The sequence below is a fragment of the Pseudochrobactrum mosebachae genome, assembly GCF_048914685.1.
Classification (GTDB): domain Bacteria; phylum Pseudomonadota; class Alphaproteobacteria; order Rhizobiales; family Rhizobiaceae; genus Pseudochrobactrum.
This window is the reverse complement of record NZ_CP128408.1, coordinates 938,463-956,209: the sequence shown is the minus strand read 5'-3', so window position 1 is coordinate 956,209 and position 17,747 is coordinate 938,463. Positions and strand designations below refer to the sequence as shown.

Annotated in this window: 22 protein-coding genes; 20 read left to right on the top strand and 2 right to left on the bottom strand. The window is 51.6% G+C overall.

Annotated elements, in window-relative coordinates; genetic code table 11:
- Positions 1-4 precede the first annotated feature (4 nt).
- From MP213Fo_RS04535 to MP213Fo_RS04465, 15 genes are all read left to right on the top strand, one after another.
- Positions 5-2,086: a phage terminase large subunit family protein gene (locus MP213Fo_RS04535; RefSeq protein ID WP_421089658.1), complete on the top strand. Its 2,082-nt coding sequence runs from the start codon at positions 5-7 to the stop codon at positions 2,084-2,086.
- A 10-nt stretch (positions 2,087-2,096) separates the two neighbouring features.
- A complete protein-coding gene (gene gpW / locus MP213Fo_RS04530; protein WP_421089659.1) occupies positions 2,097-2,321 on the top strand; it encodes a gpW family head-tail joining protein in 225 nt (74 codons plus the stop codon).
- Positions 2,318-3,970: a phage portal protein gene (locus MP213Fo_RS04525; RefSeq protein ID WP_421089660.1), complete on the top strand. Its 1,653-nt coding sequence runs from the start codon at positions 2,318-2,320 to the stop codon at positions 3,968-3,970. The genes gpW and MP213Fo_RS04525 overlap by 4 nt, the downstream gene beginning before the upstream one ends.
- Positions 3,967-4,857: a S49 family peptidase gene (locus MP213Fo_RS04520; RefSeq protein ID WP_421089661.1), complete on the top strand. Its 891-nt coding sequence runs from the start codon at positions 3,967-3,969 to the stop codon at positions 4,855-4,857. The genes MP213Fo_RS04525 and MP213Fo_RS04520 overlap by 4 nt, the downstream gene beginning before the upstream one ends.
- 46 nt (positions 4,858-4,903) lie before the next feature.
- Positions 4,904-5,422, top strand: coding sequence for a hypothetical protein (locus tag MP213Fo_RS04515; RefSeq protein ID WP_421089662.1), 519 nt, complete (start codon positions 4,904-4,906; stop codon positions 5,420-5,422).
- A 54-nt stretch (positions 5,423-5,476) separates the two neighbouring features.
- Positions 5,477-5,830, top strand: a complete 354-nt coding sequence (locus MP213Fo_RS04510) for a head decoration protein (RefSeq protein WP_421089663.1) — start codon at positions 5,477-5,479, stop codon at positions 5,828-5,830.
- A 64-nt stretch (positions 5,831-5,894) separates the two neighbouring features.
- Positions 5,895-6,926 (top strand): major capsid protein, encoded by a 1,032-nt coding sequence (locus MP213Fo_RS04505; protein WP_421089664.1) that lies wholly within the window; start codon positions 5,895-5,897, stop codon positions 6,924-6,926.
- A 27-nt stretch (positions 6,927-6,953) separates the two neighbouring features.
- On the top strand, positions 6,954-7,343 hold the full coding sequence (locus MP213Fo_RS04500; protein ID WP_421089665.1) for a hypothetical protein: 390 nt from the start codon (positions 6,954-6,956) through the stop codon (positions 7,341-7,343).
- Positions 7,340-7,681: a head-tail joining protein gene (locus MP213Fo_RS04495; protein WP_421090474.1), complete on the top strand. Its 342-nt coding sequence runs from the start codon at positions 7,340-7,342 to the stop codon at positions 7,679-7,681. The genes MP213Fo_RS04500 and MP213Fo_RS04495 overlap by 4 nt, the downstream gene beginning before the upstream one ends.
- A 2-nt stretch (positions 7,682-7,683) precedes the next feature.
- Positions 7,684-8,148, top strand: coding sequence for a hypothetical protein (locus tag MP213Fo_RS04490; protein WP_421090473.1), 465 nt, complete (start codon positions 7,684-7,686; stop codon positions 8,146-8,148).
- Between the two features lie 49 nt (positions 8,149-8,197).
- Positions 8,198-8,614 carry a phage tail tube protein gene (locus tag MP213Fo_RS04485; protein WP_289387494.1) on the top strand — a complete coding sequence of 139 codons (417 nt, stop codon included), beginning with the start codon at positions 8,198-8,200 and terminating at the stop codon, positions 8,612-8,614.
- A complete protein-coding gene (locus tag MP213Fo_RS04480) occupies positions 8,614-9,030 on the top strand; it encodes a hypothetical protein (protein ID WP_421090472.1) in 417 nt (138 codons plus the stop codon). Before MP213Fo_RS04485 ends, MP213Fo_RS04480 begins: the two co-directional genes overlap by 1 nt.
- A gap of 20 nt (positions 9,031-9,050) precedes the next feature.
- Positions 9,051-9,230, top strand: coding sequence for a phage tail assembly chaperone (locus MP213Fo_RS04475; protein WP_421090471.1), 180 nt, complete (start codon positions 9,051-9,053; stop codon positions 9,228-9,230).
- A gap of 19 nt (positions 9,231-9,249) precedes the next feature.
- The gene (locus tag MP213Fo_RS04470) at positions 9,250-11,052 is read left to right on the top strand and encodes a hypothetical protein (protein ID WP_421089670.1); all 1,803 of its coding nucleotides are present in this window, start codon (positions 9,250-9,252) and stop codon (positions 11,050-11,052) included.
- 4 nt (positions 11,053-11,056) lie between these two features.
- Positions 11,057-11,683, top strand: coding sequence for a hypothetical protein (locus tag MP213Fo_RS04465; RefSeq protein WP_421090470.1), 627 nt, complete (start codon positions 11,057-11,059; stop codon positions 11,681-11,683).
- 50 nt (positions 11,684-11,733) lie between these two features.
- Here MP213Fo_RS04465 and MP213Fo_RS04460 read toward each other — a convergent pair whose 3' ends face one another.
- Together MP213Fo_RS04460 and MP213Fo_RS04455 are read right to left on the bottom strand one after the other, a co-directional pair.
- Positions 11,734-11,934: a hypothetical protein gene (locus MP213Fo_RS04460; RefSeq protein ID WP_421090469.1), complete on the bottom strand. Its 201-nt coding sequence runs from the start codon at positions 11,932-11,934 to the stop codon at positions 11,734-11,736.
- Positions 11,935-12,109: 175 nt separating this feature from the next.
- Entirely contained in the window at positions 12,110-12,622 is a 513-nt protein-coding gene (locus MP213Fo_RS04455; RefSeq protein ID WP_421090468.1) for an MgtC/SapB family protein, read from the bottom strand.
- A 145-nt stretch (positions 12,623-12,767) separates the two neighbouring features.
- On the opposite strand from MP213Fo_RS04455, the gene MP213Fo_RS04450 reads away from it, so the two are divergent.
- From MP213Fo_RS04450 to MP213Fo_RS04430, 5 genes are all read left to right on the top strand, one after another.
- Positions 12,768-13,430, top strand: coding sequence for a hypothetical protein (locus tag MP213Fo_RS04450; protein ID WP_421090467.1), 663 nt, complete (start codon positions 12,768-12,770; stop codon positions 13,428-13,430).
- Entirely contained in the window at positions 13,430-13,861 is a 432-nt protein-coding gene (locus tag MP213Fo_RS04445; RefSeq protein WP_421090466.1) for a GNAT family N-acetyltransferase, read from the top strand. Before MP213Fo_RS04450 ends, MP213Fo_RS04445 begins: the two co-directional genes overlap by 1 nt.
- 34 nt (positions 13,862-13,895) lie before the next feature.
- A complete protein-coding gene (locus MP213Fo_RS04440; protein ID WP_421090465.1) occupies positions 13,896-16,502 on the top strand; it encodes a phage tail protein in 2,607 nt (868 codons plus the stop codon).
- 5 nt (positions 16,503-16,507) lie between these two features.
- Positions 16,508-16,954: a hypothetical protein gene (locus MP213Fo_RS04435; protein ID WP_421090464.1), complete on the top strand. Its 447-nt coding sequence runs from the start codon at positions 16,508-16,510 to the stop codon at positions 16,952-16,954.
- Between the two features lie 449 nt (positions 16,955-17,403).
- Positions 17,404-17,739 carry a hypothetical protein gene (locus MP213Fo_RS04430; protein ID WP_421090463.1) on the top strand — a complete coding sequence of 112 codons (336 nt, stop codon included), beginning with the start codon at positions 17,404-17,406 and terminating at the stop codon, positions 17,737-17,739.
- The last annotated feature ends 8 nt before the right edge of the window (positions 17,740-17,747 follow it).

The following is a 17,747-nucleotide window of genomic DNA, read 5'->3' as shown; positions in this document are numbered from 1 at the left end:
GTTGATGACAGCGCTTTGCAATCCGGCATGGCTGACCTATTCGATATTAGCCCAAGCCACATTACCGCCGCCACCGGTTGATTATCTGGCTTGGGCAAAACAGAATATTGTATTCTCCGATCGGATTACGCAGTTTCCGGGGCCTTACAATGAGGCGCTGTTTCCGTTCTTCTCAGAAATCCTGAAAGCGATCTCACCGGAGGATCCGTGCCGGATTGTGACGATCTCCAAGTCGGCGCAGGTGGGTGGTACGGTGCTTGCCAATATCTTTACGCTCGGCACTATGGATATGGATCCGTGCGACTTTCTCTATGTGCATCCTACAGAAGAGAATGCGTCGCGTTGGTCTAAACAAAAGCTGATGCCGCTGATCCGTGAGACTACGGCCTTAACGGCGCTGTTTCCGGAAAAAAGCCGGGATGGTGGCAATTCTATCCACTACAAGGAACGGGCAGACGGGCGCGGGGCAATTCAGGCAGCCGGTGCCAATTCTCCTTCTGGTCTGTCGATGATTTCTCCCCGCAAGCAAGTGCAGGATGATTTGTCGAAATGGCAAAACAATGATGCAGGTGATCCGGAAAGTCAGGCTGAAAGCCGCTCGAAAGCGTTTATTGCTGCCAAGATCTTAAAAATCTCTACGCCGCTGATTGCGCCTGGTTGTCGGATTAGTACGAATTTTGAACGTGGTACGCAGGAGCGCTATCATGTGCCATGTCCTCATCCCCAATGTCATGCCTTACAGCCTTTGGAATGGGAGCAGATGCGCGATCATATTGATCCGGAGCATCCTGAGAAAGCGAGTTTTTACTGCGTCAAATGTGGCGGGGAAATCAAAGAGCATCACCGTGCGTGGATGGTTGCCCCTGAGAACGGTGCAAAATGGATTGCCAAATATCCGGAGCGTGCGCGCTATCATCGCTCATTCCATATTTGGGTTGCGTATTCACCGCTTGAAAGTTGGGAGGCGCTGGCGCGTGCTTATCTCAATGTGCAGCGCGGCGGGCCCGATGATAAGGGTAAGAAGTCAGGCGCTGAGCAGGTGTTTTTTAATGACTGGCTTGGAGCGCCATTTGAAACGGATGGTGAATCGATTGGCTGGGAGGTGCTGCGAGACAGAGCGGCACAAACCGGATTGCAGCGGGGCATAATACCACCTCAAGCCCTGATCCTGACGATCGGCATTGACGTGCAGGGCGATCGTGTTGAGTGGTTGTTGGTTGGATATGGCAAGAACCGTTACCGTGTGGTGATTGATCGCGGATTGTTTGACGATAATACCGGACGCAACCTACCGGGCTTTACGGCTCATTCCGGTCATATCTCAGAGCCTGCGGTGCAACATGCTTTATCGCAGCTTGTCAAACGGGACTGGCCAGATTGCTGGGGTAACCGGCGCAAGACCGATCTGGTTGCCATTGATGGTAACGCCTATACAGAAGATGTCTGGGAGTGGGCGCGCCGCCATCCGATTACCGATGTTATTATGGTGCGCGGTGATAAGCGCGAGGCGGCACCAATGCTGTCGCAGGTTAAAAAAGAGAAAGACAAAAAAGGCAGGCCGCTCAAATACTCACGGCGTTTCTTTAACTTCAATGCTTCTGTGATGAAGGCGGGTCTTTACCGCTCTTATCGCAAGGAGGATCGTGAGCAGACGGGCTATATCGACTTTGTTCATGGCTTGGGCGATGATTTTTTTGAACAGGCGACATCGGAAGTGCGTGTGCAGCATCGCGGGCGTGACGGTCATCCTTATTATTTATGGGATCTGCCGGCAGGCAAGCGTAATGAAGCGCTGGATATGCTCAATCAATCGCTTGCTGCCTCTCTTCGTCTTGGGATTAATTACTGGACAGAGGATGAGTGGGACGCCTTAGCTGAGCATCTGGCGCAAGAGGCGCCACCCGCTCAGCTTGATCTTGAAGATCAATTGTTACGCCGTCCTGATGCGCGCAATGTGACATCAACCACGACAACAACCACGACACCCTCAGCTTCAAGTCCGCGCGTTACAACAGCACAAAACCAATCACCCTTAGTGAATGCGGCGATAGCACGGGCGCAAGCGCGTGCTGCACGGCGCGGCTGATCGGAACATCATGACAGACAGATCCATATTAATGGCGCGTCTTAGCGAAGCTGAGACGGCGCTGCATCAGCTTATTGTTGGCAAGACCACAGTGCAGCTGAGCTATCAGGGCGAAAGCGTAACCTTTAGCAGTGCTGATGAGGGCCGGTTGCGGCTTTATATCAGCGATCTGCGTGCGCAACTCGGGCTTGGCGGCACGTCGCGAACCCGTGCCCGTCGTGTGGTGTTTGGATGAGTGAGACAATCATACTTGATGGTCACGGCCAGCCGATGCCGCCTGAGGTGCGCCTAGCAGCTCGCAAGCGCTACGCGATGAATGCGGCTTATCAGGCTGCAGGCTCTGATCATTCATCGATGGCTTCATGGCGCCCTGGCACATTCTCAGGTCAGGCCGCTTTAACGCTGTCGCGTGATGTGGTGATTGACCGTGTAAATGATGCGGTGCGCAACAATGGCTGGGCATCTGCCGGTGTCTCGCGCCTTGTTGATACGGTGATTGGCTCGGGCTGGCGGCTATCATCGCAACCGAATGCCCGCACACTTAATCTCACCGCTGATGAGGCAGATGAGATTGGTGATCAGATCGAGGGCTTATGGTCGGATGTTGCGACTGATCCCGGCAACTGGTTTGATGCTGAACGCACAAAATCTGTATCCGGCCTTTTAGGTTTGGCGGCACGCCACCGCTTCTGCGACGGTGAGGCTTTTGCGGTGTTACCGTTCCGGATGGGAGCCAGTGGTTATGGGACATGTGTTCATGTGATTGATCCGGCGCGGATCTCCAATCCCAATGGGGCTATGGATTCAGAGTTTTTGCGTGATGGGGTGGAACTTGATGCCTATGGCGCGCCGATCGCGTTCCATGTTCGCCGTTCGCATCCAGGCGATATCACCCGACCGATGCATGATATGTTTATTTGGGATCGGGTTGAGCGCGAAACAGACTGGGGCAGGCCGATTGCGGTTCATGCCTTTGAGGCTAATCGTGCCGGCATGACACGTGGTGTCAGTCCGTGGGCATCTGTTTTACAGCAGCTCAAACAAGTTTCGGATTTTAATGATTACGAGTTACAGGCGGCATCGCTCAATGCGGTGATGGCAGCGTTTATCAAGACGCCGCTTGATATGGATCAGCTGGCCGACAGTTTTAGTGCCAGTGACAGCTCCAAATCAATCAACGCGTTTTATGATGCACAGGCCGCTGCACAAGGAGCAGCTTACAAGGCTGATCCGATACGTCTTAAAGGGGCACAGCTTAACTTCCTCAATCCCGGCGAAGATGTGGTGTTTACCAAATCCGAGCATCCCAATGCTGCCTTTGAAGTGTTTGTGAATGCAGCTTTGCGCAATATCGCCTCTGCTGTCGGTCTGACTTATGAGCAGCTGACGATGGATTGGTCCAAGGTCAATTACTCGAGTGCGCGTGCTGCGATTTTGGAAATCTGGCGCGGGCTGACTGCACGCAAAACCAGCTTTTCCCATAGCTTCATGCAGCCGATCTATATGGCATGGCTTGAAGAGGTGTTTGACCAGGGGCGCATTCGTCTGCCTGCACATGCCGTATCGTTTGAGGCCAATCCTATTGGTTGGGCAAGGGCTGCGTGGATCGGGGCTGGTCGTGGCTGGGTTGATCCGGAGAAAGAGGCACGCGCTGCAGCTATTCGTCTGGCAACGGGTTTATCGACACAAGAATCTGAATCTGCCGAACAGGGGCGTGACTGGAAAGAAGACATGCTGCAGCGCGCGCGTGAACAACGCTTTGCTGCCAAGCATGGTGTGGTGTCGGGTGAGGCTGCAAGTTCCGGCGTGGTGTCACGCTTTGGTGCGGAAACTCCAAAAGACGACAGTGAAGAGCGCTCTGAGAATAAGGATAAGGCGTCATGAGCGTAGGGATGCCGGAGATTGCAGCGCGTTTGTTTGATACGCCGTTGATGCTGCATGAGGCGAAAGCCAATATTATCGCGCGCGCTTTTGGCCCACGGGTATTAGGGCAAAGTGTTGCGATGACAGAGACACCGGATATGGGTGTGCTGTCGCAGAATATGCGTGAATTGCGTGACGGCTGGACGGGTGAGAAAATTTACAACGGTCCCAAAATGGTCAGCAATGTTGCGGTGATCGAGATTGAAGGATCGTTAGTCAATAAAGGTTCTTGGGTGGGAAAATCATCTGGCATGACCTCTTATGAGGGATTGAATATCCAGATTGCCGATTGCCGTTCACGCGATGATATCAAGGCTGTGGTCTTTGAGATTGATAGTTTTGGCGGTGAGGTTGATGGCTGTTTTGATTGTGCGGAGGAATTGTTTGCCTTGTCACAAGACAAACCGACCATTGCCATTTTGACGGATCATGCGTGTTCTGCGGCGTATCTTTTAGCTGCTGCATGCCGCCAGATTGTTATACCTGCGACCGGTTATACCGGCTCGATCGGGGTGATCACCATGCATGTTGATGCATCGGGCTGGGCGAAAAATCAGGGGCTTGGTGTCACTATTCTTCGGGCCGGTGAAAAGAAAGCCCGCCCTGGCATGTTCGAGGCGATGAGTGAGGCGGAATATAGCGAAGCCACCGCTGATCTTGAAGCCATGCGGGTGCTGTTTGCGCAAACTGTGTCGCGCTACCGTGGCTCTCGTTTAACATTAGAAGCAGCCCTTGGCACTGAAGCGGATACCTATCGCGGTCAGGCAGCGGTTGATCTTGGCCTTGCCGATGCGGTGGGGCGTCCAAAACAGGTCTTTGAAGCGTTCATTGACGCGATTGCGCCTTAAAAACATACCGATCAAAATCCCTAACATTATTAAAAGGAACATGCTGATGTCGCTTGCACGCGCTATCCGCGCGGCCGTTGGTGGCCGCAATACCCATAAACGCCTTGATGAGGGTAAGCCGGAGGATCTGGAGGATGATCTGGCGCCTGATGAGGCAGAAGATGATCCTGATCATCCGGATGCATCTGATGATGAAGAACTGCAGCCCGATGCGGATGAAGATGAGCCGGTGGCTGAAGATGAAGAAGAAAAAACCGGCGATTATGCCCGTGGACGTAAGGCTGAACGCAAGCGCAACGCTGCCATTCTTGGCTCATCGCTTGCAGAACGCAATCCGTCGCTGGCAGCTCATGTTGCCTTCAGTACCAATATGAGCGCCAAACAGGGGCTTGCAACATTGAAGGCTGCCGGATCAGGGCAGTCAGCACCAAGCTTGTCGGGACGGATGCAGGGGCGTGTGCCTGTGCTGGGTAATGGCGGGGCAAGTCCTACAGCCGGCACGGCTGATGAGCGATTGGTGGCTCATGCGAAGGCTCGCTCGGCTTCCCGCAACGCGCGTCGTTAATCGCTTATCTTTAGATAGGTCAGAACTTAAAACCCACTTTATCAGGAGAGCGCTATGCGCACTGAACATTATATGCCCGGCGATTTGCTTGTCGGCGATTACCCTGTTGCTGTCCGGGCTGTGACCATTGCGGGTGCGCAGGGTGTCCTCAAACGCGGCACGGTGCTGGGGGAGGCTGCAGGCAAATATCTGCTTTCCGCTTCCGCCTCATCCGATGGCTCTGAGGTGCCGTCACTTGTGCTTGCCATTGATGTCGATACCACGGCCGGTGATGTGGTCAAGGATGCTTATGCGTCTGGCGGCTTTGATGCGGCGAAGCTGATTTATGGCACCGGCCATACAGCGGCAAGCGTTGAGAGTGCATTCCGCAAAGCCTCAGCCCCGCTTTATCTGAACGCTTTGGCCTGAGCGGACAGTTCCCCGATTGTTGATCTGATGCAGCCTTAGAGGCGCAAATTAAAGGATATCCGTCATGGATCTATTTAGCACCACCGCGCTTTTGACGGTGATTGAATCGCGTGACCGGCCAACGGCTTTTATCCGCGATACGTTCTTCCCCAACGGCTTCCAGTCTGATGCGGAAGAGATTGCTTTTGACAAGCTGAAACGCCGGCGCAATGTCGCGCCGTTTGTCTCGCCACTGGTTGCAGGTCGTGAGCGTGCCATTCGCGGCCGTCAGACCTCAACCTTTACGCCGGCTTATGTGAAGCCGAAGAATACGGTTCGTCCCGGTGAAGGCTTTCGTCGTCGCCCTGGTGAGCCGATCAATGGCAATATGTCTGCCGAAGACCGTTATTTGCAGACTGTGACTGACATTCTGGCTGATCAGGATGATGAGGTGACGCGCCGTGAAGAGATCATGGCGGCAGAAGCACTGCGCACGGGTAAGATCATTGTCAGTGGTGAGGACTATGAGACCCAGATTGTCGATTATAACCGTCCGGCCAATCACACACTTGCTTTGACCGGCACGGATCGCTGGGGGGAAAAGGATGTTTCTATCCGTAAATCCATCCGCTCATGGGCAACACGTGTGGCCACGACCTCTGGAGGTGCTGCCACTGAAGTGATCCTTGGGGCGGAGGCTGCAGAGTTGTTACAGACTGATCCTGAGATCCGCGACATTCTGGATAACCGCCGTCAAATGGGTGGTGAAATGCAGTTTGGTCCGGTTGCGGCCGGTTCTGAAGATATGGTTGCGATTTACCTTGGCACTGTTGGTCAGTTCAACTTCTGGCAATATACACAATTGTTCCAGGATGATCAGGGCAATGACATTGAGGTATGGCCGAGCTTTGGTGCCGGTATTATTGCACCAAGCCAGTTCCAGGGCTTTATGGCGCATGGTGCCATTCAAGATGTTGCAGCCCAGCTTCGCCCGTTAACGCGCTTCCCGAAAATGTGGAATGTCGAAGATCCGTCGGCGACCTTCCTGATGACGCAAAGTGCGCCTTTGCCGGTGCCAGGTGATGCGTCTGCATCACTTTTTGCGATGGTGCGTTAAAGGCCAAATCTTGGAAAAGGATTGAGTATGATGGCGAAAATCAAAACTGTGCGTCAGGCTTATGGCGTTACGCTCAGCATTGCTGGCAAAGATGTGGCGCCTGGTACTGTGGTGACACTGCCGCAAGATGAGGCGGAAAAAATCGCCGCGCTGTTTGGTATTGTGCCGGCGGTGCACTCATTGCGTGAACCGGTGGATGTGCCAGCATCTCCGGTATTAGCCCCACCAGTACTAGACAAAGTCGTTGATACCGAAGCCCTGATGAAAGCGGTTGATGAGGCGCAAACCTCCTATGATATCGCCAAGGCTGCACTTGATGAGCCGGATGCAGGGGGCGAGGAGCTGACAGCATTTGAAGAGGCGGAGGCCCGTTTGAATGCGGCAGAGCAGGCGGTTGAAGATGCAGGCAGCCAATGAGCCGCCCTGCCGTGTTTGCTAATATGGCAAATGCCTTTGTGTCGGGCCTCGGTAATGTGGAGGCGCTGATTACCATTGGTGACAGTGCCGTGACTTTGCGCGGGATTTTGCGCAAAGTTCGTGAGGGCGATCTGCTCGACGTTGAGGGCATGGGGTTGGAGGGTGTCAGCTACAGCTTTGCGGCTTGTGGGAGTGCGCTTGATGGCGTTCGTCAAAAAGACACCATCACCATTCTCCACAGCGATGACGGGCAGGATACCGGCAAAGTGTTTATCATTGCCGGGCATGTTGATGACGGACGGGCCATGAAGCGTCTGCTGTTACACGAAAGTGAGTGATCATGATCCATGTCAGACAGAAAATTCTGAATAAGATCATAGCGCTGTTGCAGCCTGTTGCGGTTACATATCAGGGGCAGGTGTCGCCTATGCGCTCCACGGCGGTACCGGAAGAGGCACTGCCATCTTTTACCGTGCTTTATACCAGTGACCACTCCACGCCTGATGGTGTGGTTTATGATGATACAACCGATCAAGAGCGGACACGTCTCAATCACCGGCTGACAGTGAATGTGGTGATACACTTCAAAGGCCGTCAGGATCCTGCCAAAGCGTTTGATCATTTGGCAGCGGCCGTTGAAGCGGCCTTGCCGCCATCCACGCTTGATGGTCTGGTGATTGATATGATTTTATCGTCAACGGATCATTTTATTGATGCCGGTACCGCGCAAAGTCTAGGTGCCGGGCGCATGGTGTTTGATGTGGCTTATCGCACTTATGCCGGTCTGCCGGAAGTGCCAGCCTGATCAAGGCGTAATATCTTACATCCTACAATTTAAGAACAGGAGAAAGTCCATGGCTTTAGGTCGTGAGCTTGTGATCAAGCGTCAGATGACGCCGGATAGTTTCGTGTCAGTCTGCGTGACGGAAGCACGATCCCTTGAGATCAACAATGAAGAAATCGACATTACCAAGCCCAGTTGTACCGATCCTGGCAGTAAGCTGTTATTGTCGCTGATGTACGGTATTCAGCGCATTAACGTGCAAATTGATGGTGCTTTTGTTGGTAATGCGGCATCCAAAGCCATGATCGGCGATACGGTCAGCCAGATTGTGACGCCCTATCAGATCGTGGTGCCAGGCGTTGGGACATTTGAGGCAGACTTCCTGATCTCGCTGACATTCTCTGGTGATAAAACCAACGAATTGCAGTGTCAGGGACGTATGTCAGCCACCGGCACTGTGGGCTTTACCCCGTTTGAGGCACCGTGATGGAAACGCTTTTAGCTAATCCGTTGCGCGGTGAGGCGGCCTGCCGCATCGGGGACACGGATCTGGTGCTTGTGGTCGAGTTTGGACGGCTTGCAACTTTATGTGAGGTTGCCGGCTGTGACACCATGGATTTGCTCTATACCCGCCTGATCGGCTTCCATCCTAAAACGGTGATGGCGGCAATCAGGGTCTTGAGCATTCATCCCGATGGGCACAAAGCGGCACGTGATCTTGCTCATAAGGCGATTGAGGAATTGAGTGCTGCTGATGAGCAAGCCTTCCGCAAAGCGATCACAAAAGCGCTGACCGGTCATATCAATGCCGGCAAGGTCCAGCGCGGTGAGGCCGATCATATTGGCCAGCTTGAGAAAGCCTTTGAGGCATCGACCGCGGGAAACGCACTGAGCCCCTCGTAATATCGGATCATATTCAGCAGATGCTTGGTCTTGCCACGGGTCAGCTGGGCTGGAAGCCTGAGACGTTCTGGCGATCGACCTGGCCTGAACTTGAAGGGGCAATCGAGGGGCGCACCGGTAAACGCGCCAAAGACATCATCACCCATGAACGGGCAGCCGATATTGCCCGACATCATCCACCCACAAAATCCATTCGTTAGAAATCAAGACAGGTTCCCCATGTCTCGTAATGACATCATGGCCTTCATTGGCGCTAATGCCCGTGGCTTCCATGATGCCATGAGCCGTGTGCGCTCTGATACCAAGGCCACAGCATCAAGTTCTCAGCGTGAGTTCTCTCAATTATCCGCCGGTCTAAACCGTTCAATGTCGCTTGTTAAAGGGGCATTGGCTGGTGTCGGGATTGGTCTGTCCGTTCAGGGTATCAAGCAAATAGTCTCGGATATTGCCGGTGTGGAGTTTGCAGCAAAGCGTGCGGGTTTAAGCATCAAGTCCTTCCAGCAGATGAAATATGTTGCAGAAACCAATCGCATTGAGGTTGGGGCAATGTCTGATGCGTTTCGGGAACTGACCTTGCGTGCCAGTGAATATGCGCAAACTGGTAAAGGGGCAGGAGCACAGGCGTTTGCCCAGCTGGGCATGTCACCAGCTGAGGTCAAACAGCGCTTGAAAGATCCTGCTGATCTTATGCTTGAGATTATTGATCGCACACGGCGATTAAAGGATACAGCCAGCGGTATTAATTTATTTGACAAGATGCTTGGCGGTCAGGGCGGTGAGCAGTTTGTGTCATTGATCGAGCAGGGCCGTGACAGGTTAACTGAAACCATTAAAGAGGGCGAAGAACTTGGGCGCGTTCTGTCTGATGATGTGGTCAATGCGGCAGCTGATGTGGATAAGAAGTTCCAGGATCTGGCAAGTACAGTCACCCATTCGCTCAAAGCGGCCATTGTCGATGCCTATCAGGCTTTGCAGGTATTTGTCTCTTCATTCAGTGTGATGGAGGAGCGCAGTGGTGCTGCATTACGCGCCAACCAACAGCAATTAAATACCCGCCGCAAGCAGCTTGAAGAGCAAAAAGGCAGTTTTGAAGATACGTATCTACTCAGTCCTTTTGGCAAAGATGCTGCAACGGAACTTGTGGAAGTCGATAAGCAGCTCAAGACCATTAATGATGAGCTTGAACGCCGTAACAAGCTGACATCAATTACCAACACCGATATCCCGCCACCGGTAACGCCCTATATTCTGCCTTCAGATAAAAAGACCAAAGGCAGTGGTACACGGGCTGCCAAGATCACAGATGCAGAGCGTGAGAAAAAAGCGATCGATGATCTGATAGCCTCGCTTGAAGAAGAGCTGGCGCTTGTTGGTCTGAGTGATGAGGCCCGTGATAAAGAGATAGCGCTTCGTAAAGCTGGAGCCAGTGCATCCCTTGAACAGCGCGATCAGATCATTGGCTTGGTCGAAGCACGCTATCGCGAACAAAAGGCAGTGGAGGCGGTGGAAGAGCAGTTAAGACGCAATGCTGATGCAGCGCTTGATCTGGCTGATATCTCCATGAACATGATTGATACCATCATTGACGGTTCATTCAGCGCTAAAGATGCTTTGGCCGGACTTTTGCGTCAGATGGCGCAAGCGCTTCTTATGGGGCAAGGGCCATTGGCCAATCTGTTTGGTATATCCCCCCAATCATCAGGGCTTGGCGGTATGTTTGGTATGATGTTTGGTGGCGCGCGTGCTGCTGGTGGTAGTGTGACGCCAGGCAATCTCTACCGCGTCAATGAAAAAGGTGAAGAGTTCTTCTCGCCCGGTACCCACGGTCGGATTATTCCCCATGACGGGGCAAGTGGTGGTGGCATCTCATTCGCGCCGGTCTATCAGATTGATGCCCGTGGGGCGGATCAGGCTGCCGTAACAAGGATTGAGGCTGGATTGAAACAGACGAATGCAGAGCTGTCAGCTCGTGTGATAGAGACAATCCGAAATGCTCAGAACTCAAATGTGAAGTTGGGATAATGACATGAGTATTTCTTATCCACTTAATCTTCTTGATAGCTTCCCGGGCTGGTCAACCGAGTTTGATCTGTTCTATCGGCAGGAGTTCAGTCGCACGGCCGGTGGATCAACGATCGTCAAAAACTTAGGCACGCCATTATGGCAAGCCAGCTTCCAGTCAACGGTCATGCTGCCCAATGTTTTGGATACGTGGCGTGCTCGTATGAAGGCACTCGAAGGTGGTATGCAGCCATTTATGGGGCGATCAATGAGCCGGTGCTTTCCGATCGCTTATCCTAATGGTGCCGGTCTCGGTAATGTCAAAGCAATCAAAATCGACAGTGTAGGCGTGGATAATAAGTCGCTAACGCTCATTAATGTGCCTGTATGGCATGTTGTCAGCGTTGGTGACTATGTCCAAATAGGACCAAGACTTTATCAGGTAATCGAAGAGGCAGTTTCGAATGCTGCCGGCAGAACAACACGCTTTGAAGTTCGTCCCCATTTGGCACCAGGCACGGCAGAGGGAAATATCGTTACCCTTGTAAAGCCTTCCGTCGCAATGATCATCGTGCCAGGCAGTTTATCAACTGCTACTCAAGCTATAACAGGTCGTGGCAGTATCACATTCCACGCCATTGAAAGTAGGTAAACTGCCGGACAATCAGTTAACTGCCCGGCTCGAAATGAAATTGTAATTTATTACAGTCCTGTAGGTCGGAAACGCGAGTGCCCACCACCAACTCTCTTTAATATATTACAGAGTTTTGTAGGGTCATCAGCTTGAGATGTCGCCTTTTTAGCTAACGCAGAAATCTCTTCTACAGTCGCAGCCTGATCATGAAAATGGCACTTTATAATTCTTTTTTCTTTAGAAATTTTATCGTTAAAAATTGAGCTCATGGCTTTATCCCACTGTTTAGTAAACATTTCTATGCTCGGTCTACTTGAGCAACGGTTTGGCGTTCACTAACGTTCCTTCACACTATATCTCGTCATGGTAATGTAGTGTGATGTTAATGGTAAATGGAAATATTATTTGCTCAGGGAATATGAGGGGAATGCTTTTAAGCTGAACCTACGTATCCGGATCTGACTTTATAGAGTTATGTATATCTATCTCGGAGGTTTCTTTTGATAATTCGGATTTACCGTTCGAAAACATCCATAGAGTAAGCAGTGAGAACAGCACAATCATAACTGCAACGTCGAATGTGCCCATGGCACATGCAATTCCAATCGCACCTGTTGCCCAAAGGCTAGCTGCTGTTGCTGTTCCCTTAACTGAAGATTTTAATCGTAGAATGGCGCCGCCACCAATGAATCCCATACCGGTGATTACGCCCTCAATTATGCGCGCCTGTGCTTCAGGACTACCAGTTGTTAGTCCCTCAGTTGCTTGAATGAAACCGCAACTAGCAACCGCAACCAAGGGAAATGTTCGTAGGCCGGCACTTCGCTCTTCTCGCTCTCGATGCAACCCTATGGGCAGGGCTAATAAATAGGCTGCAGCCAGAGATATGATGTGTGGCCACACATTGAAATTATCTGATTGAAAAGTTTGATAAAGAGCAGCTTGAAAGGCTTCCATTTGTACCCGCTTTTTTTGCTTAAGGATTGCAGAAAGTAACGGTGCAAAAACGATAAAGTTCCGGCGGCATAAATTAAACGGCTAGGTCCTTATTGAACCTGATTGATAATGTCTTATTTTCGTATGAATTCTTATGGTGTAATCAATGCGATCTATATCTGCAGCGAATCAGCTTGCGCTTGAACAGCGCCAACTTGTAGCGCGTGACTTTCTCTGGCTGGTTGCTCGTGATCGACAAAGTGGCAGCCCTGTTAGTGAAGGCCTGTGGTCTGATGTGGGCAATATCGCAGCAGCTGTCGTTAATCCGGATACGGGTAGTGCTGAGACACGCAATTGGTACGGCACCTCATCGCTGATCTCTATTGATGATATTCCGCTTGTGGCCAATCTGTCGGTGCAAAATGTGTCTCTTCGCATGTCTCAGGTGCATGAAGAGGTGCAGCGCATAGTGCGTGATTATGATTGTCGCCAGGCACGGGTAGAGATTTACCGCGGTCTGTTTGATCCTGCGACCCGATTAATGGTGGCGCCGGCTGAATGCCGGTTTATCGGCTTTGTCGATAAGATCGAGATCAGAACACCGGCTGAGAACCAAGACGGCTCGGTGGTGATGGTCTGTGCCAGCCATACGCAAGAGTTTACACGCTCCAATCCAGAAACCCGCAGCCATGCTTCACAAGTGCTGCGTGACCCCAATGATACGTTTTACAAGGATGCCGCAACGGTAGAGGACTGGGAGCTGTTCTGGGGATCCGAGAAGGGCAGAGTGCCGACCCAGAAACGTAAAAAGCTCTTTGGGATTTTTTGATGATACGGTTTGGCGTTGCAACAGATAAAATGGCATGCATTCACCTGTTGCGCGAAAGCCATGAGGCGGCAGGCTTTGGTTTTGCGTTTAAGGCTGCCTATGCCGCTGCGCTGTTTGATCATCACATCTCCACGCCTCAAGCTTGTATGTTGGTGTTTGAGCATAATGGTGAGCCGCAGGGACTATTGATGGCAACATGCTTCGAGCACCCGTTTGGAGCCGGGCGTTATGCCAAAGAGACCGTCTGGTATATCGCAGCATGCGCACGCGGACGTGCAGCACTGCAAATGCTTGATGCCTATGAAGCATGGGCGCTTGAACAAAACTGTACTGCGATCGGCATGGCATCGCTGATCAGTAACGATGTTGCCAAACTTTACGAGCGCCGTGGCTATGCGCCTATTGAGACGCATTATCTCAAAAGCCTTTAAAGGCCAAAGACCCCCATTATAAAAGAGTTAGTTCATGGCTATTTTCACCGGTATCGCTACGGCGATCACAGGCTTGCTGTCGTCTACCTTTCTGTCAGGGGCGATTGGCAGCTTTTTGCTTAAAACAGCAGTTGGCCTTGGCATAAGTCTGTTGGCGCAATCAATCGCCGGTAAACCACAAGATCCTGTCTTCTCTATCAATGGTTCTTTGCAGGCCGGCGGTGATCTGCCGCGCTCGTTTATGATCGGTCGATCTGCAACCGCAGGCTCACTGGTATGGGCCAATACATGGGGGCAGGATGGTGATACGCCCAATGCCTATCTCACACAGGTGATTGCTCTTTCTGATCTGCCGGTCACAGGGTTGCGACAGGTCTGGGTTAACGGGCAGGCTGTGACATTGGCCGGCAACAATACGGCACGGGGATATCGTGTACCGGAATTTGACAATGATGGCGGCAATCTCTGGGTTAAGTTCTATGATGGCACTCAAACAACCGCTGACAGCTTTCTGGTCAATAGCTGCTCTAACCATAATCGTCATTATGATGCCAATCGTGTTGGCCGCGGTGTGGCTTATGTGATCGTCACAGCCCGTGTCAGCAAACAGATGTTTTCCGGCATCCCGAACTTCAAGTTCGAGCTGGATGGTATCAAACTCTATGATATCACCAAAGATAGCACGGCCGGTGGCAGTGGGCCGCAGCGTTGGTCTGATCCATCCACATGGGGTGGCGATGGGGATCATCTGCCGGCGGTACAGGAATATAACCTGTTGCGCGGCGTGCGCTGGAACAGTCAATGGTTTTATGGTGTGCAAGGCATGGCTGCAGCACGCCTGCCGGCTGAGAACTGGCGCCAAGCCATTCAAAAATGCCGCGCACCCCATTGGGGGGCAGGCGGCTTGGAGCCTACCTACCGGTCAGGTGGTGAGATCACCATTGATGCACCACTGGCCAATGCACTGGAAGCGCTCAATACTGCGTGCCAAGGCCGTATTGCCGAGATCGGAGGCATCTATCAGATGTTCCTCGGCCTTCCGGATACACCCGTTATCCATTTTAGCGATGACGACATACTTTCAACCGATGAGCAGACCTTTACGCCGTTCTTTGGCCTGGCCAATACCATCAATGGTGTATCTGCAACTTACCCGTCTGCCAGCGATGGCTGGGTGGTCAAATCGGCTCCTTCAATTTTTCGGAAGGATCTTGAAGCACTGCATGGCAACCGCCGTTTGATGGCTGCAGTTGAACTCAATTTCGTACCTTATGCAGAGCAGGTCCAAAGGCTGATGAAGTCAGCCCTTGAGGAGGGACAGCGTGCACGGCGTCATACTCTGGTTCTGCCACCCAGCTTTTGGGCCTATTGTACGCCAGGTACAATCATTGCCTGGACCTCTGTTCGCAATGGTTATGCCAATAAGCTGATGCGCATCGATGGTGCAGTGGATCGCGCCAATCTTGATGTGCTGGTGGATATCACAGAAGTTGATCCATCCGATTATGACTGGGATAGCGGCTCAGACTTCCGGCCACCGGTTGATGGTGCTGTTGGCCCGATGCGCCCCGCACCAATGCCAATGATCAGCTTTGGTGCGCTGGCCGATGTTGCGCAAGACAGTGAAGGCAATAACCGACGCTGTGCCATCCGCTTGTTTTGGGATGGCGGCGTCAATGGCGTTGACTATGTGCAATATGAAGTGCGCAAAACAGAAACACTGGCAGTCACAGATAGTGGCCGTGCCATTGATGTTAAGCGTGCGGCGATCCTGATTGCGCCTGGTACCTTGCTGCCAAACCAAAAATATGAGGTACGCGCCCGTTATGGCACCTATGACGGCAATACCGAGTTCTTATGGTCAGACTGGATCCTGGTGATCACGGCCGATATTCGCTTAGGGGTATTAGACCTCTATCCGTTTAATCTTGAGAACTTCAACGCCGAGTTACAAGGAATATGGGCAGATCAGGCCGTTAATACCCGTTATCTCAGTGAAGAAATAACCCGCATTACAACGGCACTGACCCAACAGACCTCAACATCCGCCCTACAAATACAGGGTATCCGAGAAAACCTCTCGGTACAGGTCGGTGATAACAGGGCTGAGTATACCAGATTGATATCCGTTGAGGCTTCTGAGCGATTGTCTCAAGTGACAGCCATTCAACAATTGGTGGCCAAAAACCAACAGGATATTGCCACAGTGAATTTGTTTGCCCAGTCAAGCATCACACGCATTGATGGCAGTTTGACTGCGCTGTCACAGGTGGTCAATCAGACGCAAGCACAAATCGGCAATGTTTCTGCTGAAGGGTATTTCCAAGTGAAGTCCGAGGCCAATCAAGGCGGATCCCTGTCACGGATTTCTTTATCGGTATCGGCCACAGCAGGCGGCGCTGCGTCACAGGCAGCAATCTTTATCGAGGCAATATCAGGCGGCAAATCACGCATCATCATGGATGCTGACGCGGTGATCATGACAAGCGGTTCTGCGCGCTCTGCGCCTTTCGCCTTTGTGGGCGGGGTACTGACCCTCATGACTGCCAAGGTCAATGAGATCACTGCAGGTAAAATGCGCTCCTTCGATAACAAGGTGCTGTTTGACCTTGATGCCAAGCTCTTAGTGTTCAGGGATTAACCGGCATGGTTACACGCGTTTACATTGATGGCAATGAGCCCCGCATTATCACATCGAAGGCGGGGAAAGAGGCAGGCCCCGCTTTGCCCGATGCCGATAAGACATTCGATAGCCGCTGGTATAGCGGCGGTGGGATTAGAGAGGTCGCATCAGAAACTCTTAATATAAACCAAAATTTTACAGTAAACTTCTCTGAAACGCTGAATTACATACCTAAGATTTGGGCAAATCCAGTCAAGCAATTTAACGGCAACCAACAACTGTTTGGGTGGCATATAGAGGGAGTTCCAGAAGATTTTAACCCGCCAAATGACGGCTATGTAATATCGAATGAGCTAGGAGCTTATGCAAGTTTTAAAGCTTTTAATAATCGCGTTGAATTTGGCAGGATTACTAATCGAGACTGGCCGTGGATTGGCGGTAAAATGATATGTTTGGTTTATGGGGATTAAACAATGGTTGATAGGCTCATTCATAAACCAACAAGCAACGGCATGGTTATGAGGATAACCAAACCCGGCATTGATGCAAATAACGATAAATCACCTTTCGTTTTATCTTCAGAGCATGATTATCTAAAGCGCCATGATGCAGGTGAGTTTAGAATGTCAAGCAGGCGTCAAGGTGGGTGGACAATGTATTGGGGAAAAATCTCATTCCCTGCCCTTGATTATACCCCTATAGTTTTTTACAGCACGCAGATTTACCATAGCCAATCAAGCCGCAGAATTATCTACCCTTATGATAGGCCGGGATCAGGGATAGAGGGAGCGTGGGTTAACATCACTGATAGTCAATGCTGTATAGGCAAGAATGGCCTGTGGTTTATAGCATCCGGGCCAAACGTAGAATTTGAACTTCATGTGCGCTACATCGTCTTCAAAAACCGATTGATATAGCCATGGACCGGATCAAATACACCGTATCAGGGTTGTATGTTTCCAAGTCCGGCAAGAGTACCGACAGCGGCAATATTCTGGATTTTGTGTTCCATCCCGAACAGCAATCCATGCAAGTGATCGCATCTGATTTTCGCTCATTCACAGATAGCTCACACGCAACCATTGCGATCCCGAACCCGGCAGGAAACGTGCCTTATGTGAACATGAAGGCATCGGACGGAACCGGCGCTCATTATGAAACTTACTGCGCTATTCTTGAATATCCATTCACCACATTACGGATTGCCAATCGTGACGGTAAAGCGCGCACGGTCTGGTTTACTGTGTTTTTATGAGGATAAAT

Excerpts from the sequence above, each read along its gene's own strand:
- MP213Fo_RS04535 (WP_421089658.1), top strand. The coding sequence starts at position 5 with ATGACAGCGCTTTGCAATCCGGCATGGCTGACCTATTCGATATTAGCC.
- MP213Fo_RS04435 (WP_421090464.1), top strand. The coding sequence starts at position 16,508 with ATGGTTACACGCGTTTACATTGATGGCAATGAGCCCCGCATTATCACA.
- MP213Fo_RS04480 (WP_421090472.1), top strand. The coding sequence starts at position 8,614 with ATGGAAACGCTTTTAGCTAATCCGTTGCGCGGTGAGGCGGCCTGCCGC.
- MP213Fo_RS04485 (WP_289387494.1), top strand. The coding sequence starts at position 8,198 with ATGGCTTTAGGTCGTGAGCTTGTGATCAAGCGTCAGATGACGCCGGAT.
- MP213Fo_RS04515 (WP_421089662.1), top strand. The coding sequence starts at position 4,904 with ATGTCGCTTGCACGCGCTATCCGCGCGGCCGTTGGTGGCCGCAATACC.
- MP213Fo_RS04450 (WP_421090467.1), top strand. The coding sequence starts at position 12,768 with ATGCGATCTATATCTGCAGCGAATCAGCTTGCGCTTGAACAGCGCCAA.
- gpW (WP_421089659.1), top strand. The coding sequence starts at position 2,097 with ATGACAGACAGATCCATATTAATGGCGCGTCTTAGCGAAGCTGAGACG.
- MP213Fo_RS04445 (WP_421090466.1), top strand. The coding sequence starts at position 13,430 with ATGATACGGTTTGGCGTTGCAACAGATAAAATGGCATGCATTCACCTG.
- MP213Fo_RS04490 (WP_421090473.1), top strand. The coding sequence starts at position 7,684 with ATGATCCATGTCAGACAGAAAATTCTGAATAAGATCATAGCGCTGTTG.
- MP213Fo_RS04470 (WP_421089670.1), top strand. The coding sequence starts at position 9,250 with ATGTCTCGTAATGACATCATGGCCTTCATTGGCGCTAATGCCCGTGGC.
- MP213Fo_RS04440 (WP_421090465.1), top strand. The coding sequence starts at position 13,896 with ATGGCTATTTTCACCGGTATCGCTACGGCGATCACAGGCTTGCTGTCG.
- MP213Fo_RS04505 (WP_421089664.1), top strand. The coding sequence starts at position 5,895 with ATGGATCTATTTAGCACCACCGCGCTTTTGACGGTGATTGAATCGCGT.
- MP213Fo_RS04500 (WP_421089665.1), top strand. The coding sequence starts at position 6,954 with ATGATGGCGAAAATCAAAACTGTGCGTCAGGCTTATGGCGTTACGCTC.
- MP213Fo_RS04430 (WP_421090463.1), top strand. The coding sequence starts at position 17,404 with ATGGACCGGATCAAATACACCGTATCAGGGTTGTATGTTTCCAAGTCC.
- MP213Fo_RS04460 (WP_421090469.1), bottom strand. The coding sequence starts at position 11,934 with ATGAGCTCAATTTTTAACGATAAAATTTCTAAAGAAAAAAGAATTATA.
- MP213Fo_RS04495 (WP_421090474.1), top strand. The coding sequence starts at position 7,340 with ATGAGCCGCCCTGCCGTGTTTGCTAATATGGCAAATGCCTTTGTGTCG.
- MP213Fo_RS04475 (WP_421090471.1), top strand. The coding sequence starts at position 9,051 with ATGCTTGGTCTTGCCACGGGTCAGCTGGGCTGGAAGCCTGAGACGTTC.
- MP213Fo_RS04520 (WP_421089661.1), top strand. The coding sequence starts at position 3,967 with ATGAGCGTAGGGATGCCGGAGATTGCAGCGCGTTTGTTTGATACGCCG.
- MP213Fo_RS04525 (WP_421089660.1), top strand. The coding sequence starts at position 2,318 with ATGAGTGAGACAATCATACTTGATGGTCACGGCCAGCCGATGCCGCCT.
- MP213Fo_RS04455 (WP_421090468.1), bottom strand. The coding sequence starts at position 12,622 with ATGGAAGCCTTTCAAGCTGCTCTTTATCAAACTTTTCAATCAGATAAT.
- MP213Fo_RS04465 (WP_421090470.1), top strand. The coding sequence starts at position 11,057 with ATGAGTATTTCTTATCCACTTAATCTTCTTGATAGCTTCCCGGGCTGG.
- MP213Fo_RS04510 (WP_421089663.1), top strand. The coding sequence starts at position 5,477 with ATGCGCACTGAACATTATATGCCCGGCGATTTGCTTGTCGGCGATTAC.